At 73.1% G+C, this 15,658-nt stretch carries 15 protein-coding genes; 7 read left to right on the forward strand and 8 right to left on the reverse strand.

The window, feature by feature from the left end; translation table 11 throughout:
- Nucleotides 1–58: 58 nt before the first annotated feature.
- Nucleotides 59–1,003 carry a peptidoglycan-binding protein gene (locus ABGB06_RS10295; protein ID WP_347587599.1) on the reverse strand — a complete coding sequence of 315 codons (945 nt, stop codon included), beginning with the start codon at nucleotides 1,001–1,003 and terminating at the stop codon, nucleotides 59–61.
- A 216-nt stretch (nucleotides 1,004–1,219) separates the two neighbouring features.
- On the opposite strand from ABGB06_RS10295, the gene ABGB06_RS10300 reads away from it, so the two are divergent.
- Nucleotides 1,220–3,277, forward strand: coding sequence for an MDR family MFS transporter (locus ABGB06_RS10300; protein WP_347587601.1), 2,058 nt, complete (start codon nucleotides 1,220–1,222; stop codon nucleotides 3,275–3,277).
- A gap of 180 nt (nucleotides 3,278–3,457) precedes the next feature.
- Nucleotides 3,458–4,108: an HAD-IA family hydrolase gene (locus ABGB06_RS10305; protein ID WP_347587602.1), complete on the forward strand. Its 651-nt coding sequence runs from the start codon at nucleotides 3,458–3,460 to the stop codon at nucleotides 4,106–4,108.
- Between the two features lie 80 nt (nucleotides 4,109–4,188).
- Here the strand turns inward: ABGB06_RS10305 and ABGB06_RS10310 are convergent, their stop codons facing one another.
- Nucleotides 4,189–4,788, reverse strand: a complete 600-nt coding sequence (locus tag ABGB06_RS10310) for a TMEM165/GDT1 family protein (protein ID WP_347587604.1) — start codon at nucleotides 4,786–4,788, stop codon at nucleotides 4,189–4,191.
- Between the two features lie 222 nt (nucleotides 4,789–5,010).
- Nucleotides 5,011–5,721, reverse strand: a complete 711-nt coding sequence (locus ABGB06_RS10315) for a superoxide dismutase family protein (protein WP_347587606.1) — start codon at nucleotides 5,719–5,721, stop codon at nucleotides 5,011–5,013.
- 225 nt (nucleotides 5,722–5,946) lie between these two features.
- Between ABGB06_RS10315 and ABGB06_RS10320 the strand changes: the two genes are divergently transcribed.
- Nucleotides 5,947–6,591, forward strand: a complete 645-nt coding sequence (locus tag ABGB06_RS10320; RefSeq protein ID WP_347587608.1) for a VTT domain-containing protein — start codon at nucleotides 5,947–5,949, stop codon at nucleotides 6,589–6,591.
- Between the two features lie 57 nt (nucleotides 6,592–6,648).
- Here ABGB06_RS10320 and ABGB06_RS10325 read toward each other — a convergent pair whose 3' ends face one another.
- Nucleotides 6,649–7,758, reverse strand: a complete 1,110-nt coding sequence (locus tag ABGB06_RS10325; RefSeq protein ID WP_347587610.1) for a methyltransferase — start codon at nucleotides 7,756–7,758, stop codon at nucleotides 6,649–6,651.
- Nucleotides 7,759–7,835: 77 nt separating this feature from the next.
- A complete protein-coding gene (locus ABGB06_RS10330) occupies nucleotides 7,836–8,678 on the reverse strand; it encodes a helix-turn-helix domain-containing protein (RefSeq protein ID WP_347587612.1) in 843 nt (280 codons plus the stop codon).
- A gap of 180 nt (nucleotides 8,679–8,858) precedes the next feature.
- On the opposite strand from ABGB06_RS10330, the gene ABGB06_RS10335 reads away from it, so the two are divergent.
- Nucleotides 8,859–9,539: a UdgX family uracil-DNA binding protein gene (locus ABGB06_RS10335; RefSeq protein ID WP_347587613.1), complete on the forward strand. Its 681-nt coding sequence runs from the start codon at nucleotides 8,859–8,861 to the stop codon at nucleotides 9,537–9,539.
- 376 nt (nucleotides 9,540–9,915) lie between these two features.
- Entirely contained in the window at nucleotides 9,916–10,851 is a 936-nt protein-coding gene (locus ABGB06_RS10340; protein WP_347587615.1) for a sulfotransferase domain-containing protein, read from the forward strand.
- 83 nt (nucleotides 10,852–10,934) lie between these two features.
- Here ABGB06_RS10340 and ABGB06_RS10345 read toward each other — a convergent pair whose 3' ends face one another.
- From ABGB06_RS10345 to ABGB06_RS10355, 3 genes are all read right to left on the reverse strand, one after another.
- Nucleotides 10,935–11,126, reverse strand: coding sequence for a hypothetical protein (locus tag ABGB06_RS10345; protein ID WP_347587617.1), 192 nt, complete (start codon nucleotides 11,124–11,126; stop codon nucleotides 10,935–10,937).
- Between the two features lie 44 nt (nucleotides 11,127–11,170).
- Nucleotides 11,171–12,262, reverse strand: coding sequence for a helix-turn-helix transcriptional regulator (locus tag ABGB06_RS10350; protein ID WP_347587619.1), 1,092 nt, complete (start codon nucleotides 12,260–12,262; stop codon nucleotides 11,171–11,173).
- Between the two features lie 966 nt (nucleotides 12,263–13,228).
- A complete protein-coding gene (locus ABGB06_RS10355; protein WP_347587621.1) occupies nucleotides 13,229–13,795 on the reverse strand; it encodes a flavoprotein in 567 nt (188 codons plus the stop codon).
- Between the two features lie 123 nt (nucleotides 13,796–13,918).
- Between ABGB06_RS10355 and ABGB06_RS10360 the strand changes: the two genes are divergently transcribed.
- Both ABGB06_RS10360 and ABGB06_RS10365 read left to right on the forward strand, forming a co-directional pair.
- Nucleotides 13,919–15,145, forward strand: coding sequence for a helix-turn-helix domain-containing protein (locus tag ABGB06_RS10360; RefSeq protein WP_347587623.1), 1,227 nt, complete (start codon nucleotides 13,919–13,921; stop codon nucleotides 15,143–15,145).
- A 196-nt stretch (nucleotides 15,146–15,341) separates the two neighbouring features.
- On the forward strand, nucleotides 15,342–15,647 hold the full coding sequence (locus ABGB06_RS10365) for a hypothetical protein (protein ID WP_347587625.1): 306 nt from the start codon (nucleotides 15,342–15,344) through the stop codon (nucleotides 15,645–15,647).
- Nucleotides 15,648–15,658: the final 11 nt, after the last annotated feature.

Raw genomic sequence — 15,658 nt, forward strand, 5'->3', positions numbered from 1 at the left:
TCTCGCTCACCAGGCCCCGCACCGGACGCCGGCCGCCAGGGCCGTCAGGGCTGGCCGGTCAGGGCTCCTCGGTGGCCGTCTCCAGGGTGAGGCGGGTGTTCCGGCCGTACACGCCCTCGGCGTCGCCCTGGATCCCGTAGGCGACCTGGAAGGTGGCCACCGCCTCCCGGGTCGCCGAGTCGAAGCGACCGTGGGCCTCGCCCATGTAGACCCAGTTGAGCTGGCGCAGCCGCTTCTGCAGCTCGACCACCTCCCGGCCGACGTCGCCCTCGCGCAGCACCAAGGGCGTCGGGCCCTCGGTCTCGGTCGGCGGGGCGGAGGTGCTGGGGTCGCCGGTCGCGGTGGGCGGCGTCGAGCCGGGGTCGTCCGGGTCGGGCTCCGGATCCGCGGTGGCGGACGGGTCGCTCGTCTCCTCGGGCGTCGGCTCGGGCGACGCCGACGCGGAGGCCGAGGGGCGCGGGGTGGGGTCGTCGGAGGTGTCGGGGCGGTCGTCCGGGGTGCCGGACGGCCCGTCCTCGCCGGCCTCGCCCGGGGCCGGCCGGTCGCTGCCGCCGCCGGCGTCCTGGTCGGGGTCGTACGGCACCAGTCCGCCGTCCGGGAGGGCCAGCGTCGGATTGACCTCGGCGAGCTGCCCGTCCTGCGGCTGGCTGCCGCCGAACAGCGACGCGGCCAGCGCGGTGCAGCCGACCACCGCGGCCATGGCGCCGCCGGTGGCCGCGGCGAACCTGGTGCGCGAGGCCCTGCGGTGGGCGCCGCCGGACGTGGACGGCGGGCGCACCGGAACGGCGGGCTCCTCCGGGGGCGGCGGCCGGTGGCGCAGCGGCCTGGGCGGGGTGGGAGCCGGGGCGGCGACCAGCGGGAAACGGGCCACGTCCGCCGGGTCGGGGCCGTGTTCCGGCGGTTTCACGGGGCGGGACAGGGAGTGCGTGACGCAGTCGCACGACGGCTCGCCGGACGGCAGCGCGGGCCGGCTACAGATCAGACAGTCGACCCGGTCGTCCACGGGACCCTCCCCCTTCGCCTGGCCTTCCCCTGCCCAGTCGTTTGGCAGCGATTATGCCGGAGTCAGGGCCCCCACGGCCGGGGATCGGCCATCTCCGCCAACAGGCTGGTTTGCCCCGGTTCCGGCACAATGATCCGGACAAACAAACCATCCCGTCCGCCCGATCCCCACCCGCACCACACGGCACCCGCACCGCACCCGCGCAGGAGGCGCCCGATGACGGCGCACACCTCCCCCGACACCACCCCGCGAGCGCCGGGCGGGCACCCCCGGAGCACCCTGTGGCTGTCGCTGGGCGCCCTGTTGCTCGGCATGTTCCTGGCGGCGCTCGACCAGACGATCGTGGCCACCGCGCTGCCCACCATCGTCAGCGACCTGGGCGGCATCGACCATCTCTCCTGGGTGGTCACGGCGTATCTGCTGGCCGCCACCGCGGGCACGCCGCTGTGGGGGAAGCTGGGCGACCAGTACGGGCGCAAGCGGCTGTTCCAGACCGCGATCGTCATCTTCCTGGTGGGCTCGGCGCTGTGTGGGATGGCCCAGAACATGGCGGAGCTGATCGGCTTCCGCTTCCTGCAGGGGCTGGGCGGCGGCGGGCTGATGGCGCTGTCGATGGCGATCGTGGGGGATCTGGTGCCGCCCCGGGAACGCGGCCGGTACCAGGGCCTGTTCGGCGCGGTGTTCGGCGCGACGAGCGTGCTCGGGCCGCTGCTCGGCGGCCTGTTCGTGGACCATCTGAGCTGGCGTTGGGTGTTCTACGTCAACCTCCCGGTGGGCCTGGTCGCGCTCGTCGTGGTCGCCGCCGTGCTGCACATCCCGGCCCGGGAGCGGCGGCACGTCATCGACTACGCGGGCACGGTGCTGATCGCCGCCGTGGCGGTCTGCCTGGTGCTGGTCGCCTCGCTCGGCGGAGCGACCTGGCCGTGGGACTCGCCGGGGATCGTCGGCCTCGGCGTGCTGGCGGTGGCCTGCGCCGGGGCGTTCGTGGTCGTGGAGCGGCGGGCGGTGGAGCCGGTGCTGCCGCCGGGCCTCTTCCGGGTGCGCACCTTCGCGCTGTGCTGCGGGATCGCGTTCGTCATCGGCTTCGCGATGTTCGGCGGACTGACCTACCTGCCGACGTTCCTCCAGGTGGTGCACGGCATCTCGCCGACGTTGTCGGGGGTGCACATGCTGCCGATGGTGCTGGGCCTGCTGGCCACCTCGACGCTCTCCGGGCAGCTGATCAGCCACACCGGCCGGTGGAAGGTCTACCCCGTGCTCGGCACCGCGGTCACGGCGGCCGGCCTGGTGGCACTGCACGGGCTGGACGAGCGCAGCGGCGACCTGGCGATGAGCGCGGCGTTCCTGCTGTTCGGGCTCGGCCTCGGCATGGTGCTCCAGGTGCTGGTGCTCGCGGTGCAGAACGCGGTCGGGTACCAGGACCTGGGGGTGGCCACCTCGGGGGTGACGTTCTTCCGCTCGATCGGGGCCGCGTTCGGCGTGGCGGTGTTCGGCACGATCTTCGCGCGCCGCCTGGCGGACGGGCTGGCCGACGCGCTGCGCGGGGTCACGCTGCCGCCCGGGGTGTCGGCGGACTCCCTGCTGCACGATCCGCGCGGCGTGGCGCGGCTGACCGGGGACGCCCGGCGGGGCGTGCTGGACGCCTACTCGGACGCGATCACCAGCGTCTTCCTGTACGCGGTACCGGTGGTGGCGATCGCCCATCTGCTGGCCTGGTCGCTGCGGGAGGACCCGCTGCGCGGCAGCGTGCAGGCGCCGGAGGCCAGCGAGACCGTGGCGCCGAACCCGGTGGCGCGCAGTTCGCGGGACGAGTGCGCCCGGGCGCTCTCGGTGCTGGGGACCCGGGCCGGGCGGCGCGAGGTGTACGCCCGGATCGGCGCCGAGGCCGGCGTCGACCTGCTGCCGGCCGCCTGCTGGTTGCTGCTGCGGATCCGGCGGCTGGGGTCGGTCGATCCGGCCGTGCTGGCCGAGCGGAACGCGGTGCCGCTGGACGTGGTGCTGCCCGCGGCGCGGCAGTTGGAGGGGCGCGGGCTGGCGTCGCGGGACGGGATGGCGCTGACGGCCACGAAGGCGGGGCGGGAGCTGGCGGAGCGGCTGGCGCGGGCCAGGGAGGACGCGCTGGCCGAGCTGCTCGGCGACTGGTGGACCCCGGAGCGGCCGCGGGATCTGGCCGAGCTGGTGCGGGAGCTGAGCCGGGAGCTGGCCGGATCCGATAACGACTGCCCGCGCGCCGAGGCGGCCAAACGAACGGAAAATGGCGTGAAACACGCATGAACGGGAGTGAACGCGCGCGAACAGGCGGGTGAAAGGTCGATCTCGGTCCCGGAAGGGGTGGCGGAACCGGTCCCCGATTTGTATCGTGGAGAAACAAAGTGGTTCCGCCCGCTTCCCCGACCAGAATCCGGGCGGAGCCACTGGCTTGTCCGCCCATCGTCACGTCGGGAGCCCGCCCTCATGGAACTGACCGCCCGCGCGCTGCTGTTCGACATGGACGGCACGCTGGTCGACTCGGACGCCGTGGTGCTGCGCGTCTGGAGCCGCTGGGCCGCCGCGCACGGCGTGGACATGGCCGAGGTGCTGAAGATCGTGCACGGCCGCCAGGCGTACGCCACCATGGCCGAGTTGCTGCCCGAGCGCCCGATGGCGGTCAACCACGCGGAGGCCGCGGAGCTGCTGGCCCGCGAGACGGCCGACGTCGAGGGCGTGACGCCGGTGCCCGGCGCGCCCGCGCTGCTGGCCGCCGTCGCCCGCCTGCCGCACGCCCTGGTCACCTCGGCCGACGTCGCCCTGGCCGGCGCCCGGATGCACGCCGCCGGGCTGCGCATGCCGCCGACCATGATCACCGCGGAGTCGGTCAGCGCCAGCAAGCCCGACCCCGAGGGATTCCTCAAGGGCGCCGCCGAACTGGGCGCCGACCCGGCCGACTGCGTGGTCTTCGAGGACTCGGGGGCGGGCATCGAGGCCGGACGCGCGGCCGGCATGCGAGTGGTGGGCGTCGGGCCGCGCGCCGGAGCGCACGCGCCCACCGCGCTCGTGGACACCCTGGAGCGGGTGCGGGCCGAGGCGCTGCCGGACGGCGGCGTGCGGCTGGTCATCGCGGACTGAGCGACGGCGCTCCACGCCAGAGCCGGCCCGCACCGTCCGCGCACCACACCGGGCCCGCCACCAACGCGCTCGCGGGCCGGTCAGCCGGCGATCGCCTCGTAGAGGCTGAACGCGGCGAGCACCAGCATCACCCCCGCGGCGACGGTGCTGATCAGCCGCAGCGGCACCCAGCGCAGCAACGCCCGGCCGCCCACGATGCCGAGCGCCGCGACCGCCCACAGGGCCAGCACCGCGCCGACCCCGACCGACAGCGGTTGGTCGTAGCCGGCGGCCAGGTTGGCGGTCATGATCTGCGTGATGTCGCCGAACTCGGCGACCAGGATGAGCATGAAGCCGCTGCCGGCCACCTTCCAGAACGACGGGTCGCTCGGCACCCGCGCGCCCTCGGCCTCGTCGTCCTCGGCCCCCCGCTTGCGCGACTCGATCAGCACCAGCACCGCGCCGCCCAGGAAGAGCAGCCCCACCACGGCCTGCAGCGGGCGTTGCGGCAGCAGGGTCAGCACGCTGCCGGCCGCCACCGCGAGCACCACGTGCACCACGAAGGCGGCGGCCACACCGACGAAGACGTACGAGGCGCGGAACCGGGTGCCGAGCAGCAGCCCGGCGAGCGCGGTCTTGTCGGGAAGCTCGGCCAGGAAGATGACGCCGAAGACCACGGCGGCGGTGGTGAGACTGAACACGGGGGACCCTCGACTCCTTCGTGGACGCGTCCCGCGCCGAGAGTCCGCGGGCAGCGCACGCTTCGGCACGGCAGCGACCGTGACGATGCGACACGTGACACTGCGGCCGAAGGTCTCGCTGGCGGGCGGCGACCGAGGTCGGCGACGCCCGCTCCGGGCACCGGGCCCGGCCGTTCGCGCGAGGCGGTCGGCGGGCCAGTATGTCGATGGTCCGGCGAAGAGCTACTCCCCTTCAGACGGCACCACTGTAGGCGATGCCGGCTCCCCGACGAACGGCACCGTGACGCAGGCCACCCGGTCGCCCGCGTGGCCCGGCGTGCCGCCGTGGTGTCCGGTCTCGGTGGCGTGCTCGTGCAGCACCACCGAACCCGCCCCGCCCTCCCGGAAGCTCCAGTCCTGCAGCGCCACGGCCCGCCCGTCGCCCGACGCGTCCGCGGTGAAGTCGAGCCACACCTCGTTCCCCGGATTGGCCAGCCCCGGATCCTCGCCGGGCCGGTCCTGGTAGTGGCCGCCGGCCGCCGCGGGATCGTCGGCGCACGGCTCCGTGTGCACGTGACCGCCGAAGGTGTGCCCGGGCGCCACGCCGTCGACCGCCACGGCGACCATCGTCCCCTCCCCCACCTGGTGCTGGGTCACGGTGATGGCGGCGCCCGCCGGCACCAGCGTCGCGTCGTAGGTCAGCGCCACCGGGGTGCCGTCCTCCACCGGCGCGCCGTCCTCCAGCGGGCGGGTGGCCGCGACGGCCGTGGTGCCCGCCAGGAGCGACACGGCCGGCACGACCCCTGCGGCCGGTGCGGCCGGTGCGGCCGGCAGGAACACCGCCTGCACCCGGAGCACCTCCCCCGCGCCGCCGGCCGCCGACGTCCCGCTTCCCGCCCCGGCCAGCACGCCCACCAGCACCGCCGCCGCCCCTGCCGCCATCGCCTTGCGCATCGCCCACTCCGTTCTGCCCGGGCCCCGTCGAACCCCGTCCGCAGGGCTCAACGCGCGCCACCCCACCCGCGACACGGCCGAGCCGCGGCGAGCGCGAAGCGAGACACGGACTACCCGTACCCGGATACACCGTGCGAACGGTGCAGGCGTACGCTGTACGGCGAACGGACGCCCGTTCGGGGCGTCACCGTCCACCGGCAGGTGCGGCAGGGATCGGGGAGCGCCGTGGAGGAGACCTTGGGGACGTTGCTCTACGCCCCCTGGATCTACGTCATCATCGTGCTGTCCATCCTGCTCGACGTCTTCCTGCCGGTGCTGCCGAGCGGCGCGCTGGTGATCACCGCGGCGACCGTCGCGGCCGGCACCACGGCGGACGCGGCCGGCCTGCCGGCGCCGGCCGACGACGTCCACCTCCCCCAGGCGCCGTTGCTCCTGCTGTGCGCCGCCGGCGCCTCGTTCCTCGGCGATCTCCTGGCCTACCGGCTGGCGCGCCGCGGCGGGCGCCGCTTCCAGGACAGCATCACCCGCTCCCGCCGGCTCGCCACCGCCCAGGCGCGGGTCGGCACGGCGCTGGAGCGCGGCGGCGGCCCGCTGGTCGTGCTGGCCAGGTTCGCCCCGGCCGGGCGGGCGGTGGTCAGCCTCGGCTCCGGCGCCACCCGGCGCCGGCCGCGCGACTTCCTGCCCTGGTCCGCGCTGGCCGCCGTGTGCTGGGCCGGGTACAGCGTCGGAATCGGCTATCTCGGCGGCCGCCTGCTGGGCGCGAGTTGGTTCAGCACCGGCCTGTCGCTGCTGGCGCTGGTCGCGGCCGGGGCGCTCGCCGCCCACTGGCTCCGCCCCGCCGAACCGCCCGCCGCGGCCCAGACGGGCTGAGGCCCGCCCGGCCGAGGCCCGTTCGGGCGAATCCTTCGGGCGGCCCGTTCGGGCGGCTCAGCCGGCCTCGGCCTCGATGAGGGAGTACGGCGCGGCCTCCGGGAGCGGGATCACCGACACGAGGGACAGGCCGGCGCGCCGGCACACGTCCTCGAAGTCCCCGCGGGTGCGCTCCCTGCCGCCCACGTTCACCAGCATGTTGAGGTCGCTGAGATAGGTGAGTCCCTCGTCGGCGGCATGGGCCCCGGCCTGGGACGCGGCGTCGGCGGTGTCGGTGTCGGTGTCGGTGTCGGTGTCGGTGTCGACGACGTCGGGCAGCACCGGCTCCACGATCAGCACGCGGCCGCCGGGCGGCAGCACCGCGCGGCAGTGGCCGAGGATCGTGACCGCCTGCTCGTCCGTCCAGTCGTGCAGGACGCTCTTCATCAGGTAGAGGTCCGAACCCTCGGGTACCGCGCGGAAGAAGTCGCCGGCGACCAGCGTGCAGCGCTCCGTCAGCCCGTTCCGGCGCAGCGTCTCCGGCGCCTGGGCCAGGCCGTCCGCCGTGTCGAGGAGGACACCGGTGAGTGCCGGATGCGCGGTCAGCACGCCGGCCAGCAGCGTTCCGTCGCCGCCGCCGACGTCCGTTACCGCGCGGTACCGGCCGAAGTCGAAGGCGCGCGGCAGGACGGCGGCGGTCTCGCCGGCGGCCTGGCTCATCGCCGCGTTGAAGTCCGCCGACAGCTCGGGGTGCTGGGCGAGATGGCTGAAGAAGTCCGTGCCGAAGACGGCGTCGAACGCGACGTCGCCGGTGCGGACGCTGTCGTCCAGATGCTCCCAGGCGCGCACGACCACGGGCTCGGTGAACACCCGCACCAGGGACGTGAGTGAACCGGGGCGGCGGGGGTCGAGGTGGGCGCCCGCCGGGGTGACCGAGAACGAGTCGGGGGCGTGTTCCCGCAGCAGGCCGAGGCCGGCCAGGGCGCGCAGCAGCCGGGTCATGGGCTGGTGCGCCGCGCCGGCGTCGGCGGCCACGTCGGCGGCCCGGCGCGGCGCGTCGCCGATCAGCTCGACCACCCGCAGCCGGACGGCGGCGCGCAGGGTCTGCGCGGCCATGCTCCCGAAGACGAGCCGGACGATCAGGCCGCGGTCGGCCGTCTCCGCCGTTGGGACATCGGTGCTCAGCACAGGGGGTTTCCTTCCCGTCGTTCTTCTCGGGATTCTCGTGACTATTGGGGTTATCAGAATTATTGGGGCTTGTGGGGTCAGTGGGGTTCTTCCCGGCCGGCGGACGTCGCCGTGTCCACCAGGGCACTCGGCGTACACCCGGCGAACGCCTGTACGTCGCGGTGCAGATGCGGCTGGTCGACGTACCCGCACGCCAGGGCCACGTCGGCGGCGTTGGCGCCCGCGCTGAGCGCCCGGGCGGCGTGGTCGAAGCGGACCAGCATGGCGGCGCGTTTGGGGGTGAGGCCGATCTGGGCGCTGAACCTGGACCACAGCCGCTTGCGGCTCCAACCGCACGACGCGGCGAGCTCGCCGACCCGCACCCGGCCGCGACGGGCCACGATGTCGGCCCAGACGGCGGCGACCTCGGGCGCGATCGACGGCGCCCGCGCGGCCCGCCGCAGGAGGAACTCGTCGATCAGCATGAGGCGTTCCGCCCAGGTCGGGACGTCGGCCAGCCGCTCGCGGAGGAGGCGCTCGGGCCGCCCCCACAGGTCCCCGAGGCCGGTGACGGCCCCGTCCAGCTCGCGCGGGGAGACGCCCAGCAGCGCGTAGGCGGCCCGGGGCGACAGGCGCAGCTCGACGCACTCGACCCGCGCGCCGCGGATCCGGGCGGGACCGGGAGACAGCCCGGCGACGAGGGTCCGCGACGATCGCCGCCCGGCGCCGCCCTCGACCGTGAAGGGATCGTCCCCGATCCCGATGACCACGATCACGGCGGGCTGCGGCAGCACCCGCATGTCCAGCCCGGCGGCGGCCAGGTCCCGGAACCCGGCCATACCGACCCCGTCGAGGGAGGAGCCGCCGCGGGGGCGGACGACCTCCCAGCCGTTCCCGGCCTCGCGGTCCCCGGGATCGGCCCGCACGTCGTGGCTGCGCATGCCTCCACCATCGCCGACGCCGGCGCCCCGCGTCTTGGACGAAAGTTCCCGTCCGGCGCCGGTGCCGGTGCCCGCGCCGGAAGGGTGAATCCACCCGCGGGAACGCCCGTGCCGCACCGGCCGCACCGATGTGGCCTGGATCAACCGCGTGAAATCCACCCGTAGGGGTACTCATGCCCCATGAGTGAGACGGACGAGCGATCCGAGGCGCCCGAGGCGTACGACGCGGGGCCCTTCGTGCCCGACCGCGCGGACCTCGACGGGCTGCGCCGGGCCGCCGCCGGCTGCCACGGCTGCCCACTGTTCCGCGACGCCACCCAGACGGTGTTCGGCGCCGGGTCCGCCGACGCGCGGGTGATGCTCGTCGGCGAGGAGCCCGGCGACCAGGAGGACCGGCAGGGCGAGCCCTTCGTCGGCCCCGCCGGGCGGCTGCTGACCCGGGCGGTCGACGAGGCCGGCATCGACCCGGCGCAGATCTATCTCACGAACGCCGTCAAGCACTTCAAGTTCACCCGGCAGGAACGCGGCAAGCGGCGCATTCACAAGGCGCCGAGCCTGCGCGAGGCCAGCGCCTGCAAGCCCTGGCTGGCGGCGGAGCTGCGGCAGGTCGAGCCCGAGGTGCTGGTGACCCTCGGCGCCACGGCGAGCCGGGCGCTGCTGGGCTCGTCGTTCCGGGTGACCCGGCAGCGCGGCCTGCGGATGCCGCTGCCCGAGAGCCTGGCGGACGGCGCGACCGGGACGCTGGTGGCCACGATCCATCCCTCGGCCGTGCTGCGGGCCGACGACGCGGACCGGGAGGCCGCGTTCGCCGGTCTGGTCGCCGATCTTCGGGTCGCCGCCGGCGCGTTGGACTCCGGCTGAGCCCTGGACTCCGGCTGAGCGGGCCTTGGTGGTGTGTCCGCTCAGCCGGTCGGGACCCGGATCTGTGGGATCTGCTGGATCTCCGGAGATCCAGCAGATCCCACAGATCGAAGATCCAGAGTTCCGGAGATCGGGAACGCCCCCTCCTCAGGAGGCGGGTATTTCTGCGAGCATGACGTGAGTGAATCTCCTCCCGGCCTCCGCGTCCGGAACGGCTTCCCCCGCTCGTCGCCCGGTTCCCGGCGGTGAACAGGCCGGATGCCGACCTAACGGATCGACAAAGAGGACGTTGCAGATATTTCGGTCACATTAACGGCCATGAATAGGGGGGAGGCGCTATTGCCTAGGGGTGGGTATCCGGGCGCAGACTTCTCCCATGGACCTGCAGCTGACCCCGCGCCAGACCCCACAGCGCACGTACCGAAGTTTCACGCTGGACAGCAAGCTCTGGGATCGGTACGAGCCTCGTCCCGGAGACATCGTCATCTCCACTCCGGCCAAGGTGGGGACGACCTGGACGCAGCGGATAGCCTCCGTACTCGTCTTCCAGAGCACCGAGTTGCCGGCGCCGTTGCTGGACATCAGTCCGTGGCTGGAGAGCCCGTTCGTTCCCATCGACGTGATGCTGAAGACGCTTGAGGGGCAGGAGCACCGGCGCTTCATCAAGTGTCACCTCCCGATGGACGCCTTACCGATCTACGACGAGGTGTCCTACATCGTCGTCGGCCGGGACCTGCGCGACGCCGCGGTGTCGACGCACAACCAGATGGTCGGGATGAACGACTCCCGCCACTTCCAGCCACCCGGACTTCCCTCGGGCGATGACGTCTACCTGCGCGAGCATCCCGAGGTGCCGACGGACATCCGGGAGTTCTGGCAGAAGTTCTTCACGGAGAGCCCGTTCCCCTGGGAGTCCAACGGCTGGCCGTACAACTCGCCCACCTACCACCTCGAGTCGTTCTGGAAGCACCGGGACGAGTCCAACATCATCTTCCTGCACTACCAGGACATGCTCGACGACCTGGACAAGGAGATGCGCCGCGTCAGCGCGTTCCTCGGCATCCCGGTCAACGAGGAGATCTGGCCCAGCCTGGTGGAGGCCTGCACGTTCTCCGACATGAAGGCCAAGAAGGACAAGATGTTCGCCGGTCCGATGGCGACCGTGCTGAACAAGTTCGAGTTCTTCCACAAGGGCACCAACGGCCAGTGGGTCGACGTGCTCTCCGAGCGGGAGCTCGCCGTCTACGAGGCCGCCATGGAACCGCTTCCGGCCGATCTGCGCAGCTGGCTGGCCCGCAGCGCGAGGGCCTGAACCCGCGCCTCACCCGAAGGTCCGGTTCCCCGCCTGCCCGGCGGGGCCCGGACGGCCTCGCGTCTCACGGACGGTCTCGCGTCTCACGGTCGGGCCGTGGCGTGCGGTTTGCCGCGGACGGCCGCCAACCAGGCGGCCCGCAGCCGGTCGAGCTCGGTGCGTTCCTTCGCGCTCCAGGGCCTGCGACCGTGGGCGCTGACGTACTGCCGGATCGCCTCGTTGACGGCACTGGCGTCGGGCCAGGCCGGGGTGCGGTCGTGGCGTGCTTGCGTCATGCGTGGTCCCCCCTCTCCGGGTAATGGTGGCTTCGGTGCGTCGGCTAGCCGAAGGCGGCGGCCGGCGGGCCGACGACGGCGCCGATCGGGAACGCCGGCCCGTGCCGGTCGCGACCGCCGCGGGCGGCGCGCCACAGGGCACGGAAGTTGACCGGATCGCCGCCCAGGGCGCTGACGAAGCGGTCCACCCTGCCCCAGTCGGGCAGCTCCCACCCGTACAGCAACTCGGCGATGTCCGCCCGGCTCAGCACGCCACCGCTGGCGTCCCGCACGGAGTCCGGATGCGGCTGCCCCGCGGCCAGGTGCAGGTCGCGCAGCGTGTCGTGGAAGGCGGCGGGCGAGATGGCCACCGCGGTGGGATGGCCGCGGGAGTCCTCCCACAACGGCAGCAGGTCCGCCGGATCGCCGCCGCACGCCTCGACCAGACCGCGGGTCACCCGCCACGAGGGGCGACGATCGCCCGAGAGCACCCGGGAGACGTAGGAGGCGGAGACGCCGGCCCGTTCGGCGAGGGCCCGCAGCGTCTGCCGGCTGCCCCGGTGCAGCGCGGAGAGCGCGCAGGCCAGCGGGCCGGGATCGGGTCCCGCCGGCTCCTGCCGCTGGCCCGGTGGCAGGATCACCGCCGGACCGTCCTCCGTTCCCGTCCCCTCGCCCCCCTCGGCCCTCTCGGTCGCGCGGCCGTCGTCCTCGCGCCGACGCCGCTGCCGCAGCCGTCGCTCCACCGCGACCGCGGCGAAACGGCGGCTGACCGTGCCCGGCGCCAGGTTCAGCTGGCTGGCGATCTGGGCCAGGGACGCCCCGCGCTCGCGGGCCTGCCGGACCGCGCCGGCCTCCAGGTCGTCGAGGTCGACGCGGAGTTCCTGGACCTGCCGGAGCACGCCGAGCGCGGTCCGCTCGGTGTCGTCGTCCTCGTGGACGGCCCGTACCAGGGTGTCGGCGCGGCGGCCGACGGCGTCGGCGATCCACCCAATCCCGTCGTCGCCCCTCTTCCCGGCCGCCGGCGACCGGGGGCCCTGCGCCGAACGGTAGGCCGCGTCCCGGCACGGCTTCCCGCAGTACTCCCGGGGGCGACCGCGGTCGTTGGGCACGAAGGGCCTGCGGCAGGCCGGATTCTTGCATTCCTTGCAGAGTGACATCGTTCCTCGACTGGCTCGGTGATACGGGTTCCACGGACGGTTACTGACGTTTCGTCGCGCGTGCATGACGCATATGCACGTGCAGCACGCGGAAATTCCGGGCACGGCCCCGGTCGGGGCGACGACCACCGCCGCCCCGACCGGCTCCCTCACCGTCAGCCCGCCCGAAGACGCCAATACCGGCGGTAGCAGCACCGTCCCCCGAACGCGGCCACCAGCGTCGCCAACCCTTCCCATGCCTGGGGCGGGGCCGCGAACACCACCAGGGGGACCGCCAGCACGGCGAGGAACGCCGCGACGGAGGCGTTGACGCCCTTGGCAGACCAATCCGTGGTTTCCCCCGCGCACAATCGCGGAATGGTACGGTCAGCACGCTGCGGCGCCCTCTTCACCAGGGACGATCGCTGCAGCGGGGGTCGTTCGTGGATCATGGAGATTCCCCTCCGGTTTCCATGTTCGATTTCTCAGAACGAAGGAGCCCGGCCTGGCCTACCAAACCAATTGGCCGGGCCCTTCGTGTGCCAGGACGCTACCGCCACACGCTGTGGAAGGCCAGCACTACTAGCTGTTAAAAGCACGCCGGTATCGGCCTGCGGCGAAACGCCCCTGAGACAATGCAAAACCAGTCAATAACAGTCAGGATTCGCCCTCCTTCGATCAATCATTTGTTCGGGAGGGCTGCATATTGCCGATCTCACGGGACTCAACGAGATCGAGCATATTTTTACGGGCGCAGGGCGTGGTCGGCGCTGGCCATCCGCGGAGGGGCGCGCTAGGCTTGTTGTTAGAGCCCGTTGGAGGGCTCCGGAAAAGGCAAGCAAGCCAGGAAACTGGATCTTCGACCGCAAGGTTGGAGTAGCCACCGGAGCCTTCCAGCGGGCTCACTCCTGTCTGGGAGCGGCGCCGCCCGACTACGGAGCGGGCACGCGTGCCACCTGCCTGTGATCAATTATGTGCGGCGAACTGTCAGTCCCGATCGTTCCCGAAATCCCCGGCCCGCGCGTCGCCGTCGGACAGGGCGGCGACGGCTCTGTCCCAGGGAAAGGCGGCCGGATCGCCCTGCCGAGGCGGGTGCGGTGCGTAGCCGTCCGGGCCCAGCAGCACCCGGACCCCCTGCTCGCGCAGCGTCGCCACCGCCCGCGGCACGGCCGGCTGCGCCCCCAACGCCGTGGACCAGTACGGCATCGCCACCACCGGTACCCCCATGTGCACGGCCTCCGCCGGCAGACCGAGCGACAGCGTGTCCGTGATGCCGGCCGCCCACCGGCACGCGCTGGTCGTCGTCAACGGCGCCACCAACATCGCGTCCGCCGCCGGCAACCCGCCCCGCTCCCCCGGCAGGGTGTACCGGTGCCGCACCGGATGCCCGGTCAGCACCTGCAGGTCGGGGGTCCGTCCCTGCCACCAGCGCGCGGCCGTCGGGGACAGCACGAGACAGGTGTCCCACCCGGCCGCCCGCGCGACGCGCACCCCACGATCCACGTACTCGGCCGGCCCGGCGGCACACGCGATCAGATACAGAACGCGACTCATCCGCGGAGTCCACACCGCTCCGCGAGCCCGCGCAAGTCCGTCCTGGCGGAAACGGACACGAACGTCACATCCCGACCCTATGCTGGCAAGTGACCGGCAAGCGGCACAGGACAGGGGATCGTCATGCACGCTGACGGTGCAACGGGCCGCCGAGTTCGACAGGCACGCGACGACCTCGGCCTCACTCAGGAGCAGTTGGCCGACCGCGCAGGGCTGAGCGTGGGCGTGGTGAAGAAGGTCGAACGCGGGGGCACCTGCCGCATCGACACCTACCACGCGCTGGCCCAGGCCCTCGGGCTCCGGACCAGCCAGCTGTTCGAGCAGCCGAGCATAGCGGCCAACCTGCACGCCGGAGACCAGGTCTTCAGCCTCATGCCCCTGCGCCAGGCCATCTCCCCTCCGGTGGACATCACCGGCCATCCGAGCCTGGGAGACGCTGGCGAAGAGCCGAACCTGCCGAGTCTCCGGCAGGCCGTCGAAGCCCTCGGGACGCTCTACGACCGCGACGACTACGCCGCACTCGGCGCGGCCCTGCCCGGCCTGATCGTCAGCGCGCACCACGCCGTGGCGCACTTCGACTCGGGCTCCGATCGGGCTGCCGCGCTGTCCCTGCGCGCCGACGTGCTCCTGGAGGCCGGTAGGTACCTGACCCAGGTCCGAGCCTACGACCTGGGGCACATCGCGCTGGCCGACGCCGTACGCGACGCCGTGGCGGCCGGCGACGCGACCACCGCGGCGTCCGGCGTCTACCTTCAGGGTTGGACGCTGCTCCGGCAAGGACGCCTGGACGAGGCCGAGCGGCTCTCCGTGGCGACGGCCGACCGGGTCGAGCCCCGGCTGTCGCGGGCCACTCGCGCCGACCTCGGCGTGTGGGGACGACTGCTGCTCCGCGCGTCGTCGTCGGCCGCACGGAACAACAGGACCAGCGAGGCACGCGACATGCTCCGGCTGGCACGCTCGGCAGCCACGGCCCTCGGGCGCGCCACAGCGACGGCGCCGCACAGCTACGGGCGGTTCGACTCGTCGTCGGTGGCGCTCATGGGCATCGAGAACAACATGGTCGTCGGGCGCCATGACCGGGTGCTAGCGCTCTCGGCCCGTCTGCCGCGCGGCTTGGAGTTGTCCTCGGACAACCGCCATCGGCACATGCTGAGCGTGGCCTATTCCCAGGCGAAGCTGCGGAAGACCAGCGAGGCGTTCGGCGTGCTGCAGCAGCTGCGGGCCTCGACGCCGGACTGGCTTCAGCACCAGCAGTTGGGGCGCGACACGTTCCGGGCGGCGCGGAAGGGCCGGCGCGCCGCTCTCACTCGGGAACAGCGGGAGCTCGGGGAGTTCCTCCGGGTGACGTGAAGGGCACGATCCGTGTCCCAGTTCCGGTGCCCTCTCCCGACGGGGCACGTTCCGCGCCTGTCTCCTACCGGCTGACGGCTCGTAACTTCTGGCATTGACGTTCCGTACACATCGCGTCACCGGAGCCGAACATGCCTGAGCCCGCCGCATCATCCCCGCCCACCCGTCCCGAGTGGCTGCCGTTACCGTCCGCGGCGTGCGGAGCGCCCCGTGCGGGCGGTGGTTCGACGCCGTGGTCGTGGACGCGTTCGATGCCGTACTGGCCATCGGCCGGATACAGCACCGTTCGGGGCCGGTCATCGAGGACCAGGTGGAGGACGCCGTCAGCTGGCTGGTGCCCATCGACACCGCCGACGCCTGGGGCCTGCGGGGCATCCGAATCCTGGGGGGCAGGAGATCTGGGTCCCGCCGCCGGGCTGGCGCGGAGCGATCCAGTGGCTGGTCGAACCACCCGCCGTGGGCGACTGCCTCACCAGCCCGGAACTGCTGCGCGGCACGCTGACCGCCGTGCTC

This window comes from Streptomyces sp. B6B3, assembly GCF_039871525.1.
In the GTDB taxonomy this organism is placed as follows: Bacteria; Actinomycetota; Actinomycetes; order Streptomycetales; family Streptomycetaceae; genus Streptomyces.